This window comes from Tannerella serpentiformis (genome assembly GCF_003033925.1).
GTDB classification, from domain to species: domain Bacteria; phylum Bacteroidota; class Bacteroidia; order Bacteroidales; family Tannerellaceae; genus Tannerella; species Tannerella serpentiformis.
Genome location: NZ_CP028365.1, coordinates 413,880 through 438,415, shown reverse-complemented (window position 1 = coordinate 438,415; position 24,536 = coordinate 413,880). Strand labels below are relative to the sequence as shown.

16 protein-coding genes are annotated in these 24,536 nt (G+C 54.9%); 14 read left to right on the top strand and 2 right to left on the bottom strand.

Annotated elements, in window-relative coordinates:
- Nucleotides 1–449: 449 nt before the first annotated feature.
- The 4 genes from C7123_RS01780 (at nt 450) to C7123_RS01765 (ending at nt 7,075) form a co-directional block, all read left to right on the top strand.
- On the top strand, nt 450–1,559 hold the full coding sequence (locus C7123_RS01780) for a DUF6261 family protein (protein WP_037998364.1): 1,110 nt from the start codon (nt 450–452) through the stop codon (nt 1,557–1,559).
- 898 nt (nt 1,560–2,457) lie between these two features.
- On the top strand, nt 2,458–3,294 hold the full coding sequence (locus tag C7123_RS01775; RefSeq protein ID WP_107490558.1) for a GLPGLI family protein: 837 nt from the start codon (nt 2,458–2,460) through the stop codon (nt 3,292–3,294).
- A gap of 181 nt (nt 3,295–3,475) precedes the next feature.
- The gene (locus tag C7123_RS01770; RefSeq protein WP_317046616.1) at nt 3,476–4,342 is read left to right on the top strand and encodes a GLPGLI family protein; all 867 of its coding nucleotides are present in this window, start codon (nt 3,476–3,478) and stop codon (nt 4,340–4,342) included.
- Nucleotides 4,343–4,450: 108 nt separating this feature from the next.
- A complete protein-coding gene (locus C7123_RS01765; protein WP_159049798.1) occupies nt 4,451–7,075 on the top strand; it encodes a porin family protein in 2,625 nt (874 codons plus the stop codon).
- A gap of 320 nt (nt 7,076–7,395) precedes the next feature.
- Here C7123_RS01765 and C7123_RS01760 read toward each other — a convergent pair whose 3' ends face one another.
- Nucleotides 7,396–10,086: a transglutaminase domain-containing protein gene (locus C7123_RS01760; RefSeq protein ID WP_069175580.1), complete on the bottom strand. Its 2,691-nt coding sequence runs from the start codon at nt 10,084–10,086 to the stop codon at nt 7,396–7,398.
- 61 nt (nt 10,087–10,147) lie between these two features.
- A complete protein-coding gene (locus C7123_RS01755; protein ID WP_083206917.1) occupies nt 10,148–11,212 on the bottom strand; it encodes an alpha/beta hydrolase in 1,065 nt (354 codons plus the stop codon).
- A gap of 1,039 nt (nt 11,213–12,251) precedes the next feature.
- Between C7123_RS01755 and C7123_RS01750 the strand changes: the two genes are divergently transcribed.
- From C7123_RS01750 to C7123_RS01705, 10 genes are all read left to right on the top strand, one after another.
- Entirely contained in the window at nt 12,252–13,640 is a 1,389-nt protein-coding gene (locus C7123_RS01750) for a DUF6242 domain-containing protein (RefSeq protein ID WP_159049797.1), read from the top strand.
- A 68-nt stretch (nt 13,641–13,708) separates the two neighbouring features.
- Nucleotides 13,709–14,431 carry a type IX secretion system protein PorG gene (porG, locus tag C7123_RS01745; RefSeq protein ID WP_037984479.1) on the top strand — a complete coding sequence of 241 codons (723 nt, stop codon included), beginning with the start codon at nt 13,709–13,711 and terminating at the stop codon, nt 14,429–14,431.
- A 23-nt stretch (nt 14,432–14,454) separates the two neighbouring features.
- Nucleotides 14,455–15,195 (top strand): isoprenyl transferase, encoded by a 741-nt coding sequence (locus C7123_RS01740; RefSeq protein WP_069175578.1) that lies wholly within the window; start codon nt 14,455–14,457, stop codon nt 15,193–15,195.
- A gap of 97 nt (nt 15,196–15,292) precedes the next feature.
- A complete protein-coding gene (locus C7123_RS01735) occupies nt 15,293–18,022 on the top strand; it encodes a BamA/OMP85 family outer membrane protein (protein WP_037986858.1) in 2,730 nt (909 codons plus the stop codon).
- 83 nt (nt 18,023–18,105) lie between these two features.
- Complete coding sequence (locus tag C7123_RS01730; RefSeq protein WP_037984470.1) at nt 18,106–18,624, top strand: OmpH family outer membrane protein; 519 nt, start codon at nt 18,106–18,108, stop codon at nt 18,622–18,624.
- Nucleotides 18,625–18,780: 156 nt separating this feature from the next.
- Nucleotides 18,781–19,278 (top strand): OmpH family outer membrane protein, encoded by a 498-nt coding sequence (locus C7123_RS01725; protein WP_037986857.1) that lies wholly within the window; start codon nt 18,781–18,783, stop codon nt 19,276–19,278.
- A 204-nt stretch (nt 19,279–19,482) separates the two neighbouring features.
- Nucleotides 19,483–20,349: a glutamate racemase gene (gene murI, locus C7123_RS01720; protein WP_069175577.1), complete on the top strand. Its 867-nt coding sequence runs from the start codon at nt 19,483–19,485 to the stop codon at nt 20,347–20,349.
- Complete coding sequence (locus C7123_RS01715; protein WP_069175576.1) at nt 20,346–21,011, top strand: M15 family metallopeptidase; 666 nt, start codon at nt 20,346–20,348, stop codon at nt 21,009–21,011. Before murI ends, C7123_RS01715 begins: the two co-directional genes overlap by 4 nt.
- A gap of 831 nt (nt 21,012–21,842) precedes the next feature.
- Nucleotides 21,843–23,624, top strand: coding sequence for a LysM peptidoglycan-binding domain-containing protein (locus tag C7123_RS01710; RefSeq protein ID WP_037984459.1), 1,782 nt, complete (start codon nt 21,843–21,845; stop codon nt 23,622–23,624).
- A 59-nt stretch (nt 23,625–23,683) separates the two neighbouring features.
- Nucleotides 23,684–24,361 carry a porin family protein gene (locus C7123_RS01705; protein WP_069175575.1) on the top strand — a complete coding sequence of 226 codons (678 nt, stop codon included), beginning with the start codon at nt 23,684–23,686 and terminating at the stop codon, nt 24,359–24,361.
- Nucleotides 24,362–24,536 lie beyond the last annotated feature (175 nt).

The window sequence follows — 24,536 nt, the reverse complement described above, 5'->3', positions numbered from 1 at the left end:
AACTACATATTGAAACACTTTCGAGTCGTGGGAAACACTCCAGATAGATTTTGAGGATAAAGAGAAAGCGCCAAATACGCTTTGGATGTGTTTTTACAGCTCGGAAGGAGCCAAAAACCGTTTGAAGTCAATTTTGAGGCTCAAAAAGGGCTACAAAACCATTTGAGGTCGATTTTGAGGCTCAAAAAGGACTACAAAAGCGTTCGAGGTCGATTTTGAGACTCAAAAAGGACTGCAAAAGCGTTTGAGGTCGATTTTGAGGCTCAAAAAGGACTGCAAAAGCGTTTGAGGTCGATTTTGAGGCTCAAAAAGGACTGCAAAAGCATTTGAGGTCAATTTTGAGGCTCAAAAAGGACTGAAAAAGCGTTTGAGGTCGATTTTGAGGCTCAAAAAGGACTACAAAAGCGTTTGAGGTCAATTTTGAGGCTCAAAAAGGACTGTGGAGATATGTGGAACAGCTTACGCTGCCGTCGGAAGCATTCATCATTATATATGTACCTATAAAGAAAGGAGAAAAACGAATGGACGAATTAGTCGAGATTCAAAAAATGCGCCTTACGAGGCTTGACAACGCGCTGCACGTACTGTATCATTCGGATGCGTACGACATAGTTCATGCTGTAGACATTACGAAACTCGGATTGACCCTCGCGCTACTCAATGAGTGGAATGGCAATCTGCTGACGGAGAAAGATCTCAATTTGGAAGCACAAGCCAATCACAACACGAAGCTCCTGAATGAGAAAAATGAGGAACGAAACAAATTGATCACCTTTATTTTCAATGTGGTTCGTACCTACCAGCGTTCACCGGATGCCGACGAGGCGAAAGCCGCTACACAGTTGGATATCATCACTCGCCGCTATCGGGGCATACAGTATGGCAGCAAATCGCATGAGACAGTGCATATTGATGGCCTGCTGATCGATCTGAAGAAGGCTGAGATGACTCCGCTACTCGCTACCTTGCGACTGACGTCGGCCGTGTCACTTTTGGAGACTGCCAACGCCGAGTTTAACAAGTTCCGTAAGGCCCGCACCGCATCTCGCGCTAAAAAAGACCTCCCGAAGATCGTCGAGGTACGTCCGAAGACGGATGCGGTATATGAGCGCGTCATTTTTATGCTTCAAGCCGCCTATTTGTCAGGTTCGGCAACGGTAGATAAGGAATTGATCCGTACAGTAGCTAAGCAGCTCAATCAGCGGATGGACGAAATCAACGATACGTTTAGCCAGATCCTCGCGCGCCGCAAATCGGACAAGAGTAAGGATCCCAAGACACCCAAGGAGCCTAAAAAACCGCGTAAGCCGAAGGATAAGGATGATCCGGATATCCGTCTGCCAGAGACCGAGGAGCCCAAGAAACCCGGCGATAGTGGAAAAGACAAAAAGCCAGAGGGTGGCGGTACGCCGAAGCCCGGAGGCGGTGGCAAGAAGTCCGAGGGCGGCGGCTCGGGTACCGAAGGCGGCGGAAAGAACTCTAAAGAAGGCGGCTCAGGTTCCGAAGGTGGAGGTGGTGCCAGTGGCGGCGGCCCCGAGATCCATCTTCCGGAAAATTGAACAGAGAGAACGAACACCATAAACCTAAAAACAAATCCGGGTACATGTCAAATCATGTATCCGGATTTTTCGTTTTCGATTTTTCGATTTCAGATTTTCCGGTAGGGTAGGGGCATATTGATTGTTAGAATATTATCGTATCGGAATATATAGGGGCGAAAAAATATATGCCCCTCTAATATGTATCAAGCCAAAATTAGCTGGCGCCCCTGATGCCTTGATTCTCTTTTGTTTCTTTTCTTACATCAAGACGAGAAAAGGTCCTCTACCGAGGGCGGGGAAGTTTGGCCGGGTACGTTCATATAAGTTGGATGCCTAAAATTTAGCCGACATCCCTGATGCCTTGATTTTCTTTTGGTTCTTTTCTTGCATCAAGACAAGAAAAGGCCCTCTGCCGAGGGCAAGGAAGTTTGGCCGGGTACGTTCATATAAGTTGGATGCCTAAAATTTGGCTGGCGTCCCTGACGCCTTGATTTTCTTTTGGTTCTTTTCTTGCATCAAGGCAAGAAAAGAATACCAGAAACGAGAAAAATCTAATTGTTAGAAGATCAGTATATCAGGATCTGTAGGGGCGCAAAAGCATACGCCCTACGAACACCGCCGGAGGCGGCGAATGATCATTTTTGTGCATTGGCACGCCTCTTCGTTTCCTTCGGAAACGTTCGGGGGGCGTATGCAATACGCCCCTACCTATGTACATTCTTATTTTTCGGATTCTATTCCTGTAATACGGTAGGGACGCAACAGCATACGCCCCACAAACACCGCCGGAGGTGGCGAATGATCATTTTTGTGCATTGGCAAGGATTGGGAAACATGTTGTATAACATGTATCTCTATTTTTGATGATACAGAAGGTAATTGTTTCTTTGTGGGGAAGCATATAAGGATATTTCAAATGAAACGAGTACTGATATTTCTTTTCGCGTGGACATTAGTAGTCTTCGCCCTGCAAGCGCAGACAGAAATCGATAAGGCGATGTTCCGGGCTATGTATAAGTTCTCTTATAAAACAAGCCCGGAACAGCCCACATTTGGTTGGGTGGATTGGATGTATATCGATATAGGGAATAAGGCAACGATGTTTTATAATCGTTATGCCGAACTCAAAGATTCTATGACGAACGAGTGCCTAAAGCAGAATATGCCCCCAGAGGCGATCCATGAGCGGACAAAAAACTATCCCGTAAGGGGAGATGCGCCGGTTTATTGTCAATTGTACAGTGAGAAGACAACGCGGGTTGCTACACGGTATACCAAAGGTTATTACTATGAAGAACCGATGGTCATGCCGCAGTGGATACTTGACAATAAGTCGCTAACCTTATACGGTTACACTTGCCTTCGGGCTACAACCCATTATTTAAGTCGAACATGGGAAGTCTATTATACCACAGAGATACCCTTGAGTTATGGACCATGGAAATTATGGGGATTGCCCGGATTGATAGTTCGTGCTACAGATGCAGACCATTATTTTCTCTTTGAATTAGATCATTTCAAACGTCTATCTAAGCCTGAACCCATTATTTATATCCATCGGGAATTTGGCAATAAGGGTGGATACACAGGAAGTGAGTATAAGAAGGTATCCAAGAAGACTTTTGTGGAATATGAGAGATTGTTCCATAAGGATGCTATGGCGTTTCTCGATTTTGAGATGGGAGATACAGGACCTACATCGGGTGATCCCGCTCCAGTTGCAGAAATTCCATATATCCCACTCGAGAAATAGCTTTCTCAAAAACATATTCCTATTGCCTATATATGGGGACTCTGTTTTTAAGCGGCTATGGCAGTCATTGAGCATCTCCAATAGCAAGCTCCCCAATTTTCAGGAGCCAAAAAACATGTTGTAAAGCATGCGCTCTTGTTTTTGAGTCTACAGTTGTTTCTGCGTTCTTTGTGGAGAACAAATAAGGACATTCCTAATAAGACGAATACCGATATTCTTTTTTGCATGGATTTTCGCTATAGTGGCGATGCATGCGCAGGAAACAATCGACACGGCACAGTTCCGGGCGGTCTATAAGTTCTCTTATAAGACCGCTCCGGAACAGCCGGAGTTTGATGGCGTGGATTGGATTTATCTGGATATGGGCAATAAGGTGACGAAATTTTATAGCCGTTATGGTGAGATACGTGATTCAATCAAAAATGATGCGTTTAAGAATGGTCTGTCTGCCTGGGAAGTCCTCGAATTGATCAAAGGCTATCCGCGGCCAAGTAATACCCCCGCTTACTATCAATTTTATGACGAAAAAAAGACCCGTACGACTATCGAATATATGGATGGGTATATCGGTGAGGAACAAATGGCTATGCCTGACTGGACATTGCATGAAGACACCGCAACCATATCAGGATATTTGTGCAAACGGGCTACGACGCATTATCGAGGTCGTGATTGGGAAGTGTATTACACCTCCGAAATACCGCTTAATCGTGGTCCGTGGAAACTTTGGGGCCTTCCGGGATTGATTACTCGCGCTACGGATGCGGATCACCACTTCCTATTTGAAATGGAGGATTTTAAGCGTCTAATAAATCCAGTTCCGATCATTTATATTCATCGCGAGATTGGTGCAAAAGGAGGTTATACAGGTGCTGAATACAAGAAAATATCGAGGAAGACCTATTTGGAATATGAGCGATTGTATCACGAGGATGCCATTGCTTTTGGAGATTTTGAGACGGGGTCGCCTTCGACCTTTTTTGATGAGAGCGGAAACCCCACATCTGCTCCTGTGATGAAAAGAGAGTATATCCCAATAGAGAAATAGCACCTATTTTTTTCAGAAGTACTTTACAGGCCTCAGCTTGTGCTTTTCTTTAGACGAAAGACACATCCTGAGGTTTTTTGATTACTCACTTTAGCGTAAGAATGACCTATGATGAATCGTGGACTACTTTTTTGGACAATACTTTTTATGCTGACCGTCGCCGGATCCAGCGCGCAACAGCAATTGAAGGGCCATACCCGCGCGAAGACCAATGGCGCACCCATTCCGGACGTCTACGTTATGCTGATGAGTGCGGACGGACGGCGAATCCTGTCCTACGATTACTCGAGGGATGACGGCGCTTTCACTTTAGACCTCCCGTCGGACGGTGCTCCGGAATACGTTGTATCGACCTCTCGGTTAGGTTTTGAAGCCCTGCGGCAAAGTGTTCGGAGGGATGCGGGCACTGTGGAACTGCGTTTGCAGGAGACTTCGGTCAAGCTGCGCGAAGTGAAGGTCGAGGCCGCGCCCATGCGACGCCGCGGAGATACGCTGACCTATTTCATGTCTAATTTTTCGCGGCCGCAGGATAAGACGTTGGCCGAAGTGCTGGAGCGTATGCCCGGCATTGAAGTCCGTAGTGACGGACTTGTCAAATATGACGGCCGACCTATCAACCGCTTTTATATCGAAGATTTGAATCTGCTTGGCAATCGGTATTCACTGGCTACGAAAAATCTTTCACCGGCTGACATCGCTTCCGTACAGGTTTACGAAAATCATGAGCCGATCAAAATGATGCGTGGACGCACGGATCCCGACGAGGCGGCCCTAAACATCAGACTGAAATCGGGATCGCGTGCCAAATGGCTCCTCACGGGTGACTTCGGTTTGGGCGGTTTTCCGATGCTCTATGACGCGACCGTGACGCCAGCCCGCTTTGCGCGTCGAAACCAGACGCTGATTGTCGCTAAGGCCAATAATACGGGGCGGGACATTGCCATGGAGCTCCGGATCCATTCGATGGGCGCCACCGTCTTTAATCCGGCTACTTTGGAGGGCATTCCGGATCAACTTTCACCCCTCACGATGACCTCGGCCTTCTTCGTTCGCGATCGTGCACGCTTCAATCGGTCTGCTATCGCCTCGGTGAATCAACTTTGGCGGTTGGCGGACGACGTGGACTTGCGTCTGAATCTCAATTATGGCTACGAACGTGAGTCGCGCAGCCGTAGCGTAGAGACGGAGTACCGGCTGGGCAACGGACAGACGTATATCGTCGGCGATTACACCTCGCAGATCGTTCGACGTCATCAATTGGAAGGCGAATGGACTTTGACGGCCAATCGGACACGTTATTTTTTGGAGAATAAGCTCAGCGCAGAAATTCATTGGAAGGATGCGCGCGCCGATGTAGCTGCCGGTGGTCGCCAAATGCAGCAGCAGATGAATTTGCCACGCACCTTGATAAAGAATCACTTAAAACTTTCTCGTTTGATCGGTCGCGTGGCTTTTGGATTCGGAAATGAGACAGAATTTATACGTATGCCGCAATGGCTTACGGTTTCTTCGCAAGATTCGATACCACTTTTTAGACAGCTATTCGTCCGGCAATCTATTCGCTATGAGGCGGGTAGCAACGATTCATATCTGACGCTCAACTTCCACTCCGGGGCACATACGCTGGACTTAAAAACGGGTTTTGCATGGAAGGGACAAGCCGTGCGGTCCGCCCTGCAACCCCAACCGGAGGGCGTGGAGGGTCCCTACACGAACGATCTTCGTTGGCGCCTATGGCAGCTATACGCGGTGCCTGCTTATCGATTCGTGTATGGGGCTTGTAGCCTCACGTCATCCGCGATGCTGGAGCAACGACAGACCACGTATGCCGGCCATACCGATCGCGATCTGCAAATCCACCCCGCGATACGTTTCAGCTATGAGCCTTCGGCGGTATTCAAGTCGAGCGCCAGTTGGAAGCGTACGATTCGCCGTGGCGACCTGGACAATCGCCTCACGGGCTATGTGATGAAACGCTATAACCTGCTCACGCGTGGCACGGACCGTGAGGAACGCAACGTTTCGGACATGCTGAGTCTCGACCTCTCGGTCAAGGATCTGTCGCATTTCTTCAACTTGAGTTATATGACGTATTTTTCTCGTCATCAGGGAAACCTGATCTCGGCATATCTTATTCGTGATTTCTATACCTTCTCCTGGCTTCGTCCTTTTGATCAACGCAGCACGTATTGGGCTCATACCCTTTCGGCAACTCGGCTATTGACGCGCCTTTCCCTTACCGCAGGGCTACAAATTACGTACGCTCGCAACGCATCGACCTTGGAGCAGCAGGGAGCTACGATAGATTATACCGATCATAGTTTCACGCTTTCGCCTTCCCTTAAATGGAACGCTCGGAGGAACTTAAATTTTGATTATGTCGCGTCGCTATCGTATACCGGGGTAAGCATCGATCGGAGCGCCGTGGATCGGTACATTCCATTCCTCGACCATCGTCTGTACACCTATTGGGGCCTCACGCCGCGCCTCTCACTAACCACCACCCTGCAACATTATTACACACAGGCCCCAGACATATCGGCAACGAATCTTTTTTTCGCTGACTTAGGTCTGCGTTTTTCGTTCCCTCACATGACCGTCAGTTTAGACTGGACGAACCTCCTGAACCGTCGCACGTATGTGGTTACGGGCTATAACGCCATCAATACCTATACGCGTACCGATCGGCTGCGGCCCTCGGAATTTCTGATCAGCTTTCGTTTTAAGCGATAGGGGATCAGGAGAAAACGAAAATCGAAAAACAAAAAATGGCCGGACACCTGCGAGTTTTCTCGTCAGGTATCCGGCCTTTTTTTATCCATCCGACTATCCGGAGATAAGATCGCAAAATCTTACGCCACCTCAAACGACGCGTAAGGTGCACATGCCGTTTCATGAAGGAGCCGCGGCGCCGTGTGTAGACTTATTTTTCATCCCAACTTATTTCGCCGGTACACGTGAGGACAAAAAAATGCCGGGTACACGACTTGGGGAAATTCCGCCCGTGTACCCGGCTTTCGTTTGAAGGCCTTAGACTTTTGTCGACCTACGTTTTACAGCTTCCGCACCACCTGCATCATCTGCTCACCTAAGCCAATCGTATAGCCCTGCGATACAAAGACTACCCGACCGAACGTATCGGCGATAATGAAAATTGGCAAGTCGTTCGTATTCCGCAATTTCATGGCCTCGGCAATCATACGCGTCACGGAACCGTCCGCGTCCGTGCCCCACGTAATTGTGCTCGGTAGCGGGCCGAACTCCTTTCGATCAAAGCCATCCAAAGAAGCCTTATCCTTGAAAAGAAGCACTATGCCACGGTTCCAGCCTTCAAAGTCGGCCTTCAGACGGGCAATATCGCGCAGTGCATGATTCGTCGGTTCCTGACGCGCGCCGAGAATGCCTATGATGAAGTATCCGCGGCCTGTGGTCGAAAGAATGGAGACCTTCGAGCCTGTTTCGTTGTCGAACTTGGCTTCGGGATCGATACTGCCGATCACGCTGATGTCCGTCGTATCCGCACGCATGACAAGCGGCACATTCGTCGTCTGCCCTTCGTGAATAGAGAAGAAGGTGAGACGTGCCAGCACCTTGCCACTGGCCATACGCGTACCCGTGACGAGCACATAATTGCCGCAATCGAGTCGCAATGAGGACGGCGCGCGAAGCAGATCCTGCCACGTGTCGCCCACACCGCCCTGCGATTCAAAGTCGAGTGTCCGCATTTGTGCGTCGTCACGCAATCGGGCAATCGTGAAGTGGCTGTAGTATTTCGGATTGTCAAGCGAGGGAGTGGGGGAGTAGCTGGCCGTGAGCATTCCTTGGGGCGCGTTAGTCTGATGGTCCGCCTCGAAGTTCACATCCTGCCATCCGTGATTGTAGTACTGCACCTTACCCGTCATTAACTCGATCCGGGCAGGTATGCCAAGGCTTCGCGCCACGGCCACGAAGAAAATGTTGCGCGAATAGGTGTCCGCCATGCGCGCACGCCATACACCCGTCGGCATGATAGAGATATACTGCGGATTGAGGTCGTTACGAAGGGCGATATGTATCTTCACCCATTCCACGAGGGCCTGCGGATTGCGTCGAGCTGCCGTAGCCAACGACGTATCGATCCGCTCGGCAAAGAATTGTTTGTAAGGCGTCAGATACTCGTTCCATACGCGTGGGTTAACTACGTACTTCGCAAAAAGAGTGGCATCAGGTCGGTCGATAAGGCTCTCCGGGATTTGCGGCGTGTTGTTCAGATGGTCGAGTAGCACGTCCGCCGGCGTATCGCGGAGGTCCTTTTCGGAGATACTGTTTAATAGACGCAGCGCGTCGGGCAGTCGGTTGGTCTGATCTGCCTCACGCAGGAAATGCTCGACCTCCTGGTGGTTGCCACGTGTCTTGGGCATGATTTTCCGCAGCTCATCCGCGTTCGACATACCTAAAACTTTCGCTAAGGCAGCAGACAGGGTGTCGGTATAGAACGTGGCCACGTATGCGTTGCGGATACTGTCCTCAGCCAGCATGCGACGCGTATTTTCGGCCTTCTCCGCATCCGTCACCTCACGCTCCGGTGGGATGGCACCTTCCACCGGGGGCACGATGTCCATCTCTACCGTAGCCGTGTCACCTGGCGTATGATCCAAGGCGATCGTCACGGCGTCGTCTTTACCAAAGGTCACCTTGTGGAAGCCGTAGCGTCCGTCTTTCGACACCCACACGAGCATGTCGCCCTTACCTGCCGTCAGTGAGGCCTTGCCGTCGGCATCGGTCTGCTTGCGCGCCACGGTGAAGAACTCAGCGTAGTTGTAGAGCTGGAACTCTACGAGCGCATCCGCTACCGGCTTGCCATCGGTACCCTTCACGGTGATTGTCGTGTGACCCGTCGGAGCGTAATTGTCGATCACGTTGATTTCCGTGTAGCAGGCCGTGCGCTCCATCACGTCCTCTGGCCCGTCGTAGTAGCCGAACACCTTCGTGTGCATCAGCATCCCGCGATAAGCCGGAGCGTTGAACCAAGCCAGATTGAGCGCCGGCTCAGGCTCACAGGCGCCGAAGAAGTACCAGCGACCGTCGACCCACGCCTCGACCCAGGCATGATTGTCGTCCGTATGGGCCCAGCGTGGCGTGTAGACCTGCCGCGCGGGAATGCCGACAGCGCGTAGGGCGGCCACGGTGAAGGTGGACTCCTCGCCGCATCGTCCGTAGGCCGTGCAGACGGAGGCGAGCGGTGAACTGGTGCGGGCGTCGGAGGGTGTGTAGATCACCTTCTCGTGACACCAATGGTTCACCTCAAGCACCGCCTCGCGCAGTGAGAGTCCCCGCACGCGGTCCTTCAGCTCTTCGAAGAAGACGGTGCGACTCTCGTCCAGATTCTCGTTGTTGACGCGGATCGGGAGGACAAAGTGGCGAAAGATGTCCTCCGGGATCTGTTGTCCCCATGGCATCTCACGGCGGGCCGTGAAGGCCGCCCGGACGTTGCGCAGATAGAAGGCGCCGTCGTAGTCGGCCACGTCGCCGATGGGCATGTAGGCATAGAGGAACTCCATCGCCTCACGCTCCGGGGTGGTCATCTCGGTTTGGAAGATGGCGAAGAGCGACGAGTCGGCGAAGGCCTCACGTTTCGTTTTGAAATCCGCCTCCACGCGAGCGCGATAGGAGGCGTCTGTGATGAAATGTTCGGATTTCGTGCAGCCGAACGCAGCGAAGAGCAGGAGCAAGAGTCCTGCGATCATGGGTGAGTATGTTCTCATAATGAATAGGTAGTTATAGAGCCTTGCATAGGTAGTTGCGCACCTGCGGCGTCGAGCCGCCTCACTTCAGATATTCCTTCAGGAATCGATCGATGATATCGAAGGGGATGCGCTTTATGTCGTCATAGAGGTCGATGTGGTAGGCGCCGGGCACGATGTAGAGCTCTTTGTTCGAGCCGTTGAGGCGCTTGAAGATGTCCTCGGCCATGCTGCGAGTGTGCGACTTTTCGCCCTGGACGATGAGCACCGCACCGCGGATTTCGCTCACTCGCGAGCAGAGCGGCGAGCCGATGAAGGAGATGGGCGTTGTCTTTGTCCAGCCGCCCGTGGAGTTCACCGAGCGCTTGTGGAAGCCGCGGGCCGACTTGTAGTAGGCCTGAAAGTCGCGCAGGTAGCGGGGCGCGTTGGCGGCGATACGATCCAAGTTATCGCCCGTCACCTCGTGCGTATCCGTCTGCGCGTCTCGGGTGCGCTGATTGCTCAGTCGGCGCAGCTCCTCGTAGCGCGCATCGTCGCTTTTGGAGTCGTAATAGACGTCGGCGAAGAGGCGCTTCATGTCGTAGAAAGAGCAGATGACGGTCGCCTTGACGCGCGTGTCGACCGAGGCCTCATTGACCGCCATGCCGCCCCAGCCACCGATGCCCACGAGGCCAATCTTCGAGACGTCGACGTTGCGCAGGCGCATCAGATAGTCCACGGCCGCGCCGAAGTCCTCCGTGTTAATGTCTGGTGCGGCCACGCTGCGCACCTCGCCGCCGCTCTCGCCCGTGAACGAGGGGTCGAAGGCCAGGGCCACAAAGCCGCGCGATGCCAACTCCTGGGCGTAGAGTCCGGAGGCCTGCTCCTTGACTGCCCCAAAGGGTCCGCAGACAGCCACGGCGGGGTATCGCTTCGATGCCTCATAGCCTTTGGGCATGTAGAGGTGGCCGGCCAGCTCTATCCCGAAGCGGTTTTTGAAGCGCACGCCCTGCACATCGATCGCCGGATCGACCTTGAAGACGCGCGTGTCGTTAGCCAGCACATTGACTGCGGCCGACTTCTGTTTCTGTTTTGCTTTTTGCCCGTAGGCTGCGCCCCCATGTAGGGCGACAAGCAGCGCCAAAGCGCCGATAAATAGATGCTTCATGCGGGGGTTCTTGTTTGGTCTGTTATCTGTGAATCCTTCCATTGTCCTATTGTCACTTCTTACTCTCTGGAAATTTGGAGGCGCAAAGCTAAGCGGCTGTTCGATTTATGGTAGGGGCCTCTGCGGAGGCAGGCGCAGTTTGGCCAGATACAGGAGAGACGATCGGGTAGGGGCGCAAAAGCATATGCCTCCCTTCCGGGGGAACATCCCGCAGGGGAGGACGGAAAAGACGAAGTGGAGTCGATCCGTGAGGGGCGTTAGCCTGCAATTGGAAGGGCATTTCGGGGTGCGACGTCGTGTGAGGGGCAAAAGCGACGGCCTTTCGGACTGTTTCCGGGTGGCAGGCTGCCCCAGCGGCCCCATTCGAAGCTCCTCCCCGCTGCGTAGCCTTAGATGGAGGTGTATATCAGACGCTTTTAATGTGATAGGATAAAATATCACATGTATATTTTATGCTTTTAATCTGATAGGATAGAATATATACTGCAAGTCGGAGCGTATTAATTTGAAAGATATCTACTTTCACCGTATATATAATACTTTCAGATTAAAAGGATTAGATATATCATGTATATTGTATCCTTTCAGTGTAAAAGCATTAAATATAGATCGTATATAATAGGCTTTTAATATGAGAGCATTCAATGCGTGTCGAATATCTTATCCTTTCAATATAAAAGCATATTACTTGCACTGTATATCTCGCACTTTTAATGTAAAAGCATGGAATATATGGCTCTTTTTAGGGCCTGATGGGGTGGTAGTGGGGCAAAATGACTCGCTTCGGGCGCCGCGCAGGGTGTCTATCGGGTAAAATGAGGCGCATTAGGGGCCACGCAGGGCGTCTATTGGGCAAAAAGAGGTGCTTCGGGCGCGGCGCAGGGTGATTGTAGGACAACGGAAATGGCGATGCCGGGTAAGCCGTTGCGCGCACCCGTAATCAGGGGAATTTGACCCCTGACCCTTGCTCCGGACGCCGGTTGTGTAGGACGAATATCTATCTACTTTTGCCCCTCGTTCAGAAAAAACAATTGTGTAAATGAGAAATAACGGGTTACGATCGGTGCTTGTCAGCTGTTTAGCAGCGCTCGTTTTGTCGTCCTGCTTGAAGGACGAAGCGCAGAGGACAACGCCGAAATGGCGGCAGAAAAACTGCCAAATCGCCTCCTTTTTGCTGAAGAATGTCACCAAGGACAAGGACTCCATCGCAGGCCTGAGTCGGGTGACTTTCACCATCGACCAACTGCGAGGGGAAATCTACAACACCGATTCACTGCCGTACGGCACACGGGTCACCCATAAGTTGGCCTGCCAGATCGTATACGACGAAGCCGTGGGTCCGTCGAGCGTGGAGTTCGAGCCAGAGGCGACCGGCAAACGCATTTCGGGGCGGGAGGACGACTCGATCGATTTCTCGCGGCCTGTGCGCATCTACGTCACGTCGCTCGACCGCACCGAGGCCAAGACCTACACCGTGCGCCTGAATGTGCACCAGCAAGACCCCGACTCGATGGCCTGGCAACACACTGCGCCGCTGCTCCGCCAGAGCAACCTCGTTGAGGCGCGCGTGCTGGCCCACACTGGCGCCTACCTGCTTTTGGCCCGCACGACCGACGGCCTGAGTGCCTATCGCTCGTCCGACGCGCAGACGTGGACGGCCCTCACTCCGTCCGGCCTACCCGCGGGCAAGACGTTCGAGGCGGCCTACGCCACCCTCCTCCGCCATACCTATTATATACACGCCACCGACGGCGCGCTCTACCGCTCGTCCGACGGCGCCACGTGGACGTTCGTCGCAGGGGCGCCCACCATCGTCCGCCTCTTGGGCGCCGTGGACACGGTGACTTACGGCTCACAGCCGGTGGCGCTGGCGGCCATTGTGCGCAGTAAGGACAACACGCTCCATTTCGCCTCGATGGATGCGTCGGGCACATGGACCACGGGCGACGCCGTCCCAACTACGTTCCCCACGGAGGGCTTCGGCAGTACGAGCTATGAGGCGGCCTACCGTCGGCACCTGCTGATCGCGGGCGGTCGTCGGCGCGACGGTATCCTGACGGATCAGGCTTGGGAGACGACCGACGGTCGCACGTGGATCTGCCTCAACCAGTACACCGCCTCCGGTCTGCCGGCCTTGGAAGGCGCGGCGGTAGCGAACTACAGCGGCGCCATCGTCCTTGTGGGCGGCCTGAACGCCTCGGGCACTGCACAGCGCACGCTCTACCTCTCCTACGACCGCGGCGCGACATGGATCGCAGCGGCGCACAAGCTCCAGCTGCCAACGGAGTTCGTGGCGCGTGGCTATGCTTCGGCCGCTGTCACGTCGGACGGCTACCTGCTGCTCGTCGGCGGACGCACCTCGCGAACGGGTGCCATGATGGACGAACTGTGGCGTGGACGCATCAATCGACTGGGTTACGGGCGGTAAAGGGTGAACGTAATTTTGAAACACTTTTCGCGTTAGGGAGAAAGTAATGACCGTAATAATCAAGGATAATGTCAGCAGCTTTCTTTCGACACCTTGCGGCGGGGCTCGTCTTCGCCGTCGTCAGCGTGTCGGCCTTTGCGCAGGAATACAAATACGAGATCGGCGGCATGGGCGGCGGAGCGTTTTACATGGGGGATGTGAATAAGAGTACGCCGCTCAAGGGCATGAACCCGTCGTTGGGGCTGGTCTTTCGCTACAACGCCAACTTCCGTATTGCCTTCAAGGGCGGCCTGACGTGGGCACGGGTCACGGGTAGCACGGCTGGCCTCAAGAACGCCTTCCCCGGCGGTATGCAGACCGCTTTCTCGCGCAACGTGGTGGACCTTGGTGGGCAATTCGAGTTCAACTTCTTTCCCTACAGCGACAAGTTCGCCTACCTCAATACGCAGCGCCTTGCGCCCTACCTGCTCGTTGGCCTCGGTGGCACTGTGGCTACAGGCCAAGGCCGTACGTTCGGCGGGCTGAACCTGCCCATCGGCGTGGGGATCAAATACAAGCTCCGCAACCGCGTCAACATCGGCGCAGAGCTGACGGTGCACAAGGTCTTGGGCGATGGCTTAGACAATGCGCAGCTGGACAACCCGTACAACATCATCCCCGGCAGCGTGATGAAGAACGGCGACTGGTACACGCTCACGACGCTCTTCCTCACGTGGGACTTCGGGCCGCGCAACCGCAAATGCAACAGCACAAAGGGCATCGAGGCGCTGATGGGATTATCGAAACACTGAACCAACTGAAGACTTACCAAAGCATGTCGTTGAAAGAACAAATAGACCGCAATCGATTGCCGCAGCATGTGGCGATCATCATGGACGGAAACGGCCGATGGGCGCAGGCGCGTGGCGAAGATCGCAGCGCGGGACACCGCGAGGGCGTCGTCTCCGTGCGTAAGGTGGTCGAGGCGGCCGTGGCCATCGGGCTGCGCTACCTGACCATCTACACCTTCTCCACTGAAAACTGGAACCGCCCTGCGGCCGAGGTGCACGCCCTGATGGCGCTCATGGTGGCCGCCATCCAGCGCGAGACGCCCGACCTGATGAGGAATAACGTGCGCCTTGAGGCCATTGGCGACTTAGACCGTTTGCCGGCCGAAGTGCGGGCCACGCTTGAGGAATGTCTGCGCGAAACGTCAGGCAATACAGGCACGACGCTCGTTCTTGCGCTCAGCTATTCGGCGCGTTGGGAGATCCTGCGTGCTACGCGTGAATTGGCCGAAGCCGTTCGTGACGGTCGGCTACGGCCGGAGGAGGTGACGGAGGCGTGCTTCTCCAATCATCTCACCACCCGCCATCTGCCCGACCCCGATCTGATGATCCGCACGGGCGGCGAGCAACGCATCAGCAACTTCCTGCTTTGGCAACTCTCCTATGCCGAGCTGTATTTCACCGACACCTATTGGCCCGATTTCAGGGAAGAAGAATTATACACGGCCATCTTGGACTATCAGCACCGCGAGCGGCGCTTTGGCAAGACCGGCGAACAACTCAAATAAATAAGACAAGTACACAGGTACGAACCTCGCTGGGGGCACCGCTTCCCTACGACTTACTACCTCAAACCACACTCCTACTACTTCTAACTACTTTACTATGCAGAAGAGATTACGCTTGATGGCGGCGGCCCTAATGGCAGCCTTAACGGTGGGCAGCGCGTGGGCGCAGGTCGACACCACGGCCGTGCACGCTGGGACGGTGCTTTCGGACCTTACACCGACGAACGCGGTACCGACGGATACGGTGCCAGCCGGCGAGGTGCCGACGGTATCCTATACGCTGACGCCGAAACGCTACACCATCGCCGGCATCCAAGTGACCGGCACCAAGAACTACGACGATTTCATCCTCATCGGCTTCTCCGGCCTCTCTGTTGGCGACGAGGTGTCGATCCCGGGCGATGAGATCTCGGACGCGGTGCGGCGCTTCTGGAAGCATGGGCTGTTTTCTGACGTGAAGATCCTGGCCACTCGCATCCAAGGCGATAAGGTGTGGCTCGAGATCCGCCTGAAGCAGCGCCCACGTATCTCGGAAATCCACTATAACGGCGTGAAGAAGAGCGAACGTGAAGACCTCGAGGCAAAGCTCGGTCTGCGCAAGGGCCATCAGATCACGCCCAACGTGATGGATCGCGCGAAGACGCTCGTCAAGAAATATTTCGATGGCAAGGGCTTCAAGAACGTGGAGGTGGACATCGTGCAACGTGAGGATGCGGGGAAAGACGGCGAGGTGATCGTGGACGTGAACATCTCCAAAAACCAAAAGACGAGGATTCGCGAGATCCACCTCAATGGCAACCATGCCCTCTCGGATGTTACACTGAAGAAGGCCATGAAGAAGACGAACGAGAAGTTCGACCTCAAGAAGCGCTTCCGCACCAGTTGGTTGGAGCTTTTCAGCACGAAGAAGTTCACCAGCGAGGAGTATGAAAACGACAAGAAGAACCTCATCGATAAATACAATGAGTACGGCTATCGAGATGCCGTCGTAACCTCAGACAGCATTGTGCCCGTGGACGACAAATACGTCGACATCTACCTCAACCTTAACGAGGGCGACCGATACTATCTGAAGGACATCCGCTTCGTGGGCAACACGAAGTATCCCACCGAGCAGCTCTCCATGCTGCTGAACATGAAGGCGGGCGACGTCTACAACCAGAAGAAGTTGCAGGAGCGCCTACAGTCAGATGACGACGCCGTCTCGAACATCTACTACAACAACGGCTACCTCTTCTTCTACGCCGACCCCGTCGAAGTGGAGGTGGAGAACGACTCGATCTCGCTTGAAATCCGCATACAGGAAGGCCCGCAGGCCACGATCAATAAAGTGATCATCAACGGTAACGATCGGCTCTACGAAAACAATATCCGCCGTGAGTTGCGCACCAAGCCAGGACAGCTCTTCAGCCGCGACGACCTGATCCGTTCGGCGCGTGAGATCGCGCAGACGGGCCACTTCGATCCTGAGAAGATGAACCCCGAACCCATCCCCAACCCGGACAATGGCACGGTGGACATCCGCTACAACCTCGTCTCTAAGGCCAGCGATCAGATCGAGTTATCAGCCGGATGGGGACCGGGCGGATTGCTTGGGCGCGTCGGTTTGAAGTTCAACAACTTCTCCATGCGCAACCTTTTCCACCCCGGCACCTACCGCGGCATTATCCCCCAGGGCGACGGCCAAACGTTTACCATCAACGGCCAGACGAGTGGTAAATACTATCAGTCCTACAGCCTCTCCTTCCTCGACCCGTGGTTCGGTGGCAAGCGCCCGAACACGCTCTCTGTCGGGCTCTATTATTCCAAGTACACGGGTTATAATCCCCGCTATTTTAATCAGGAATACAGCCGCTACATGGCCAACAGCTTCTACAACAACGGCATCTACGGTCGCAATAGTTATGGAAGCAATGGCTACAATCCCTATGAGCAAGCCTACGACCCAACGAAGTACATCGAAATGGTTGGCGGAAGTATAGGTTTTGGTAAGCGTCTCAATTGGCCCGACGACTATTTCTATACCATGCTCACGCTGGGCTATCAGCTGTATCATATGCACGACTACCGGTATTTCGACGTAGCCAACGGCGTCTGCCACAAGATCAGCCTCGATCTGAGTTTGCAACGTAACTCGATCGATAACCCGATCTACACGCGCTACGGCTCGCAGTTCCTGGCTTCCGTCTCGTTCACGCCGCCCTACTCGCTCATCGATGGCAAGGACTACTCTAAGATCAACGACCCGGCCGAGCGACACAAGCTGATCGAGTATCACAAGTGGAAATTCCAAGGCAAGATGTTCTTTCCCCTCACGCCCCTGCCGCAAAACAACGGCCCCAAGCGTACGCCGGTCCTCATGACCCGTGTGGAGTACGGCTTCCTTGGCTACTACAACCGACATAAAATCTCCCCCTTCGAGTCTTATCAAATGGGTGGCGACGGCATGTCGGGCTATTCCGGCAACGGCTATCCCACCGAGCTTGTTGCCCTACGCGGCTACGAAAACAACTCCATCGCCGGCAACAGCGTCGTGCCCTACGCCTACGCCTACTCCCGCCTGTCAATGGAATTGCGCTATCCGCTTATCCTCGAGCCGACATCTACGATCTATGGCCTGGCCTTCGTGGAGGGCGGTAACGCCTGGGGATCGGTGCGCGACTTCAACCCGTTCGACTTGAAGCGTTCGGCCGGTGTCGGTGCGCGCATCTTCCTGCCTATGATCGGCATGATCGGTATCGACTGGGCCTACGGCTTCGATCGGCCTTATCCCGGCGCGCAGCGCGGCGGCAGCCAGATCCATTTCTATTTGGGCCAAGAATTTTAATGTGATTTATGAAGCGGACGACTCAAACCTCTACGCAGGCAGTCCGTCTGTTGCGACGATAAATTTTTAATGACCATAGAGCGATGAAAAGGAAAAGTATTTTGATGATCGGAATGGTGCTGCTGTTCTCAGTGGCATCGATGGCGCAGAAGTTCGCCTTAGTGGACATGGAGTATATCCTGAAGAATATTCCGGCGTATGAGATGACCAACGAACAGCTGTCGCAGCTCTCCAAGAAGTGGCAGAACGAGGTCGAGGCCATCCAGCAAGAGGCGCAGAACATGTATAAGAAGTATCAGAGCGACCTCGTCTTCCTATCGGCCGAGATGAAGACCAAGCGCGAGGAAGAGATCGTGAAGAAGGAACAGGCGGCCCAAGATCTGAAGCGGAAATATTTCGGGGCCGAGGGCGAGCTCTATAAGAAGCGCGAGAGCCTGATGAAGCCCATCCAAGACGAGATCTACAACGCTGTCAAGGAGATTGCCAACGACAAGGGCTACCAGATGGTCATCGATCGTGCCTCGGCCGGCAGCATGATCTTCGCCTCGCCACGGATCGATATCAGTAACGAGGTGCTCACCAAACTCGGCTACGCGAAGTAGAGCGGAACGACGAAAAGCCAAAAGCCCGAAGGCGGACCCCACATCTGGACCAGCCGTCCCCCTTAGCTTTTCGCATTTCGCTTTTACCTCCATCTTTGCCGCCCGCTTTTGAATAGACAGAACAATCCATTTTAGTAACAAGAGATTTTTAGAGTAATGAAGAAGTTAGTAGTGCTGATTTTTATGCTCCTGCCCCTGGGCGGAGTCTTCGCACAAGACAAGATCGCTATTGTCAACACGGCAGACATTTTCAATGCCATGCCTGAAGTCGCAGCCGTTGAAAAGAAGATGGCGGCCCTCAATGAGCAGTATGAGAAGGAGTTCAAAACCATGCAGGACGAGTACACGAAGAAGTATTCCGAGTACATGTCCAAGCAGGACTCCCTGACCGAGAACATCAAGCTCCGCCGTCAGCAGGAGATTCAAGACCTCGAAACCCGGATCCAAAACTTCGTTCCCGTGGCCCAGCAAGAGATCCAGAAGAAGCAGCAAGAGCTCTACGAGCCCATCCAAAAGAAGATGCAGGCCGCCATCAAGGCCGTGGGCGATGAGAAGGGGTACACCTACATCATCAACCCCCAAGTGCTTCTCTACACGGGTAGCTCCGCTATCGACGCCACACCGCTGGTTAAGGCCAAACTTGGGCTCAAGTAATCGGGACGAGACGCACGTGTAATCCGAAGTAAAAATCAGAGAAGGGATGCCCCGCCAATCGATGTGCGGCCGGCATCCTTTCCCTTTTTATCCCCGCCCCCCTCTTCCTATAACTACCCCTAACTCCCCGGTCGCAAGGCCGCAACTACCGCGGCCGACGGCCGCATAACTACCCGCGCCAACGGCGCGTAACTCCCCTAAAAAATGAACGATAAACCTACCCCCATCGGCATCTTCGACTCCGGCTTCGGCGGACTCACCATCTTCGACAAGATCCGCGAAGCCCTGCCCGACTACGACTACATCTACCTCGGCGACAACGCCCGCACCCCCTACGGCACACGCTCCTACGACGCCGTCTACCGCTTCACCCGCGAAGCCGTCATGCACCTCTTCGCCGAAGGCTGCCCCCTCATCATCCTAGCCTGCAACACCGCCTCGGCCAAGGCCCTCCGCACCATCCAGCAGCGCGATCTGCCCGCCGGGCACGACCCCTCGCGGCGCGTCCTGGGCGTCATCCGGCCCACCGCTGAGATCGTCGGGCGGCTCACACACACGGGCCACGTCGGGCTGCTGGGCACCACCGGCACCGTCGCCTCCCGATCTTACCCCATGGAGATCGCCAAGCTCTACCCCGACGTCACCGTCGTCGGCGAGGCCTGCCCCATGTGGGTGCCGCTCGTCGAGAACGGTGAGGCCGACTCGCCCGGCGCCGACTACTTCGTCCAGAAGCACATCGAGCGCCTCTTCAACCGCGATCCGCAGATCGACACCGTCATCCTTGGCTGCACGCACTATCCGCTGCTCACCGACAAGATCCGCCGCTACCTGCCCGAGGGCGTTACCCTCTTCTCGCAAGGTGACCGCGTGGCCGACCGCCTCAAGGACTACCTCACGCGCCACCCCGAGATCGAGCGTCGCCTCAGCCGACACGCCGAAGTGCGTTTCCAGACGACCGACTCCCCCGAGCGATTCGCCGACATGGCCTCCCTCTTCCTCCGCAAAGACGTCGGCCGTGCCGAACGCGTCGCCCTGACGTCCGACACCGTCACACAGCGGCGCATCCGATGAAGCGCCCCCTCCTTGCCCTCCTCGTCGCCCTTGTCCTCGCCGCCACCGCCCGCGCCGAGGACTGGGACGCCCGCCTCCGGGCCGCCGGTTACGTCGACCTCCAGCTCCTCATCCCCGGCCTACGCGTGGAGCTGAAGTATGCCACGGCCGACAACTTCATGGGCCGCCCCGTCTACGACGGCCTCACCCGCGCCTTCCTCCACCCCGACGCCGCCCGTAAGCTCCGCCGCGCCCACGAGCTGCTCCGCCTCGAGCGCCCCGACCTCACCCTGCTCGTCTACGATGCCGCGCGGCCCATAGCCGTGCAGCGCATCATGTGGAGCCTCGTCCGTGGCACCCCGAACACCTACTACGTGGCCAGTCCCGCCCGCGGCGGCCTCCACAACTTCGGCCTCGCCGTCGACCTCACCCTCTGCGACACCCTCGGACACGCCCTGCCCATGGGCACGCCCTTCGACCATTTCGGCCCCACGGCCAACATCGACCGCGAGCCGTCGCTCGTTCGCACCGGCCGCATCACCCAACAGGAGCTCCAGAATCGCCTGCTGCTCCGTCGTGTCATGCGCGCTGCAGGTTTCACCACCGTCACCAGCGAATGGTGGCACTTCAACGCCTGTCCCGCCGCTCGAGCCCGCGCCTCCTACCCCCTGATTGGCAAGTGACGCCCCGCGGCGCTCCCCCCGACGCCCCGTTTGGCCCAGTAGACCGCTCGTCCGCCCCCAGAACGGGTGTCTGTGATATGCTTTCAGCTTAAAAGGTTAGAAATGTCACTGCCTGTAAAGTGCTTTCACAAGGAAAGGATCTAATGTCTATCGTATATAAGAGGCTCTCAGATTAAAAGGAGGTTATGCATACTGTACATAGTATGATTTCAGATTAGAAGGATAAGACCTCTCATGTATATGTCAGCCTTTTACATTGAAAGTATGTAATAGTCAATGCATATTCTATCCTTTTAGATTAAAAGGAGGCTATGTGAACTGTATATAGTATGCTTTCAGATTAAATGGATACAATCTCTCATGTATATGGTGTCCTTTTATATTGAAAGCATAGTACAGTCGGTGCATATTCTTTACTTTTATATTAAAATCGTGTGATAGATAAAGTGTGTAGGCACATTTCAGATCAATAGCCAATAACCTGCTGTGCATATTATAGGCTTTCAGATTAAAAGCCTATGATATACATTCAGCACAAGGCTGCGGTGGCTCGGTTGAATTTTAGATAAGTTCGCGACGACACCGCGCTACCTGATGGAAGTCCATTTCGAACCTTTTCGGACATCCCGTCACCCGACGAAAGCCCAAAACGAGCCTCCCAAACCGCTACGCATCGTCGCCCGATGCTGTTCCGAAGCGGGAAGTGGATCGGATGGCGGGGAGTGGCACCCAAACATTCAAACGATCCTCGCCGCTATCCAATTTCCCCACATACCCGGCTGTCTGATCGATGAATAAGGCTTACCTTTGTGCACAAATTTTTAATTGACTATGAATAGATTGAATTTCTATCTGCTGTCTCTCTTGCTCTGTTTGCCACCCAGCTTCTTGGCGGCACAGGGTAGCCGCAAACAAGCATCCGCCGGTAACGAGCGCGACGACAGCGTTATTTATCACACCGTAGAGCGTGGACAAACCATCTATTCCATCGCCGCCCTGTACAAGGTGAGTGAAAACGACATCTATCGGTTGAACCCCAGTAGCCGCAACAACATCCGGGAGGGCGAAACGCTGAAGATTCCCCGTAATGGCACGTCGAACGCCAGCGGACGGACGGCCGACGGCGCCTCTGTGCAGCACACCATTCGCAGTGGCGAGACGCTCTTTTCCCTCTCCAGGAATTATGGCGTGACGCCGGACGAGATCACGGCCGCAAACCCGGGACTGGACGCAGGCACGTTCTACGTCGGCAAGACGATCCGCATCCCGGCCCCGTCCGCCGCTCCAGCCACCGCCTCGACGGGCGAGACCTACACGATCAAGAAAAACGAAACCATCTACGGTCTCTGCCGACGCTTCGAGACGGACAACGAGACACTGCTCCGAGTCAATCCACAACTTAAAAGCGGCCTGCGCGCGGGCATGGTGATCAAGGTGCCACCCAAGAAAGCGGGCGCCGCACCTTCTACACCCACCACACCCGTCAGTGGACCCACGAACGAATTTGACATCGAGGCCATGCGTGCCTATCGCAACGAGGTGAATCGCATAGACGTGGCCCGTGTGGCGCTGCTGCTGCCCTTCCTGACGAGCGACAAGAAAAACGTACCCCGCTTTGTGGAGTATTACGAGGGTTTCCTCATGGCCATTGACAGTCTGCGCCGTACGGGCACCTCGATCGATCTCTCGGTCTACGACCTGGGCGACGGCACGCAGAAGACGGAGGAGGTGCTCCGCACGGACGAGGTGAACGCCGCCGACCTGATCATCGGTGGCGTGACGGACGAACAGATCGAGCTGATTGCCGACTATGCCTCGCGGAAGGGCGTCAAATACGTCATCCCCCTCTCTTCGAAACTCGAGAAGCTGACGTCTGGCAACTCGTTCATCTTCCAAGTCAATGCCCCCAAGGCTTATATCGCACCCATCGCTGCCGTCCGAGCCGCCTCACTGTTGGCGAACTACAACGCCGTCTTTGTCAGCATCGGCGATAAGGACGAAGAGACGGACTTTGTCCGCGCCCTCAAAGCGGAGATGACGAAAAAGGGCATTCCGAATCGGGAAGTCGGCTATAACAGTCGCACGTTCATGAACGATCTCACGGGCCTGCTCAGCACATCGAAACCGAACGTGATCATCCCCACTTCGTCGTCCGAGGGCGCGCTGGCCAAGCTCCGCCCCACGCTCCGCGCGCTCTTGCAGGGCAAGTCGAACTATCGGCTGACGCTCTTCGGATACCCCGAATGGCAGACGTACACCAACTACACGCGAGACTTTAGCGCCTTCAATACGTACATCTACGCGCCCTTCTTCGCCATCAGCCGATCGGCGAGTGTGCGCCGCTTCACCTCGCGCTACAAATCGTTCTACCAAAAGAGTATGCACCAGACCTACCCGCGCTACGCCATGCTGGGCTTCGATACGGGCATGTATTTCATCGGTGCGCTGCAAAAGCACGGCGCAAACTTCGAGGAGAACATCCGCCAGATGAAGTACACCAGCCTCCAGATGGGCCTCTACTACAATGAGCGGATGAGCAACTGGGGCGGCTTCATGAACCAGAACATTTACATCGTCCACTACAATAAGGACAACACCGTCACGCGCGAATGATGAGCCGACTTCACAGCGCAGCCCGGTGGCTGCAAGGCGTTTCAAACAGGAGGAGGGCGATGGCCCTCTTTCTGTTTCTGGCATGGGCGGCCGTTCACGCTACGGACAGTCGGGCACAACGGCCCACGTTCCGCGAAGAATGGGCGGCAGGCGTGACGGGCGGCATCAACTATTCGACCGTCTTCTTCGCGCCCAAGGTGCATCAGAGCCCGATGCAAGGCTTCAACGCTGGCGTGGCCTTCAGGTGGATCACGGAGCGTAACCTCGGGCTACAGCTCGAGGCCGGCTTCCGTCAGCTTGGTTGGCGCGAGCGCTTCGACGAGCAGCCCCGGTATCGCTACATCCGCCGCATGAACTACCTCGAAGTGCCCTTCCTGACGCACATCTACTTCGGCTCCGAGCGCGTGCGATGCTTCTTCAACCTCGGTCCGCAGATCGGCCTCCTGACGGGCGAGAGCACGGACGAGAACCTGAACGGCGCCACGCCTAACAAGACGAACGATCAGCACACGATGGCCATCGAGCGGCGTTTCGCGTGGGGACTCTGCGGCGGGCCGGGCGTAGAGCTGCGCACGTCTGTCGGCTATTTCCAGCTCGAGGGCCGCTACTACTATTCCCTTGGCGACTTCTACAGCACCCGCCATGGCGACGCCTTCTCCAAAGCCTCGCCCCAAGTCTTCACCCTGCGGCTGGCCTACTTCATGCCCTTCACCCTGCATCGCCCCCTCTCCAAATAGAATTGGGAGTAGGGGTGAATGCTATTTGCCCCCGTGTACCCGGATAACAGGCCTACGATTCCATCCTAAGGGGCGTATGCAATACGCCCCTACATCCTACCGGCAGGAGAGGCCGCCTTCGCCTCCCACATATTGGCTAAAAAAATCCCGCACACCGTGTGGCCGGTATGCGGGA

Excerpts from the sequence above, each read along its gene's own strand:
- C7123_RS01775 (WP_107490558.1), top strand. The coding sequence starts at position 2,458 with ATGAAACGAGTACTGATATTTCTTTTCGCGTGGACATTAGTAGTCTTC.
- C7123_RS01765 (WP_159049798.1), top strand. The coding sequence starts at position 4,451 with ATGATGAATCGTGGACTACTTTTTTGGACAATACTTTTTATGCTGACC.
- C7123_RS01760 (WP_069175580.1), bottom strand. The coding sequence starts at position 10,086 with ATGAGAACATACTCACCCATGATCGCAGGACTCTTGCTCCTGCTCTTC.
- C7123_RS01755 (WP_083206917.1), bottom strand. The coding sequence starts at position 11,212 with ATGAAGCATCTATTTATCGGCGCTTTGGCGCTGCTTGTCGCCCTACAT.
- C7123_RS01750 (WP_159049797.1), top strand. The coding sequence starts at position 12,252 with ATGAGAAATAACGGGTTACGATCGGTGCTTGTCAGCTGTTTAGCAGCG.
- porG (WP_037984479.1), top strand. The coding sequence starts at position 13,709 with ATGTCAGCAGCTTTCTTTCGACACCTTGCGGCGGGGCTCGTCTTCGCC.
- C7123_RS01740 (WP_069175578.1), top strand. The coding sequence starts at position 14,455 with ATGTCGTTGAAAGAACAAATAGACCGCAATCGATTGCCGCAGCATGTG.
- C7123_RS01735 (WP_037986858.1), top strand. The coding sequence starts at position 15,293 with ATGCAGAAGAGATTACGCTTGATGGCGGCGGCCCTAATGGCAGCCTTA.
- C7123_RS01730 (WP_037984470.1), top strand. The coding sequence starts at position 18,106 with ATGAAAAGGAAAAGTATTTTGATGATCGGAATGGTGCTGCTGTTCTCA.
- C7123_RS01725 (WP_037986857.1), top strand. The coding sequence starts at position 18,781 with ATGAAGAAGTTAGTAGTGCTGATTTTTATGCTCCTGCCCCTGGGCGGA.
- murI (WP_069175577.1), top strand. The coding sequence starts at position 19,483 with ATGAACGATAAACCTACCCCCATCGGCATCTTCGACTCCGGCTTCGGC.
- C7123_RS01715 (WP_069175576.1), top strand. The coding sequence starts at position 20,346 with ATGAAGCGCCCCCTCCTTGCCCTCCTCGTCGCCCTTGTCCTCGCCGCC.
- C7123_RS01710 (WP_037984459.1), top strand. The coding sequence starts at position 21,843 with ATGAATAGATTGAATTTCTATCTGCTGTCTCTCTTGCTCTGTTTGCCA.
- C7123_RS01705 (WP_069175575.1), top strand. The coding sequence starts at position 23,684 with ATGGCCCTCTTTCTGTTTCTGGCATGGGCGGCCGTTCACGCTACGGAC.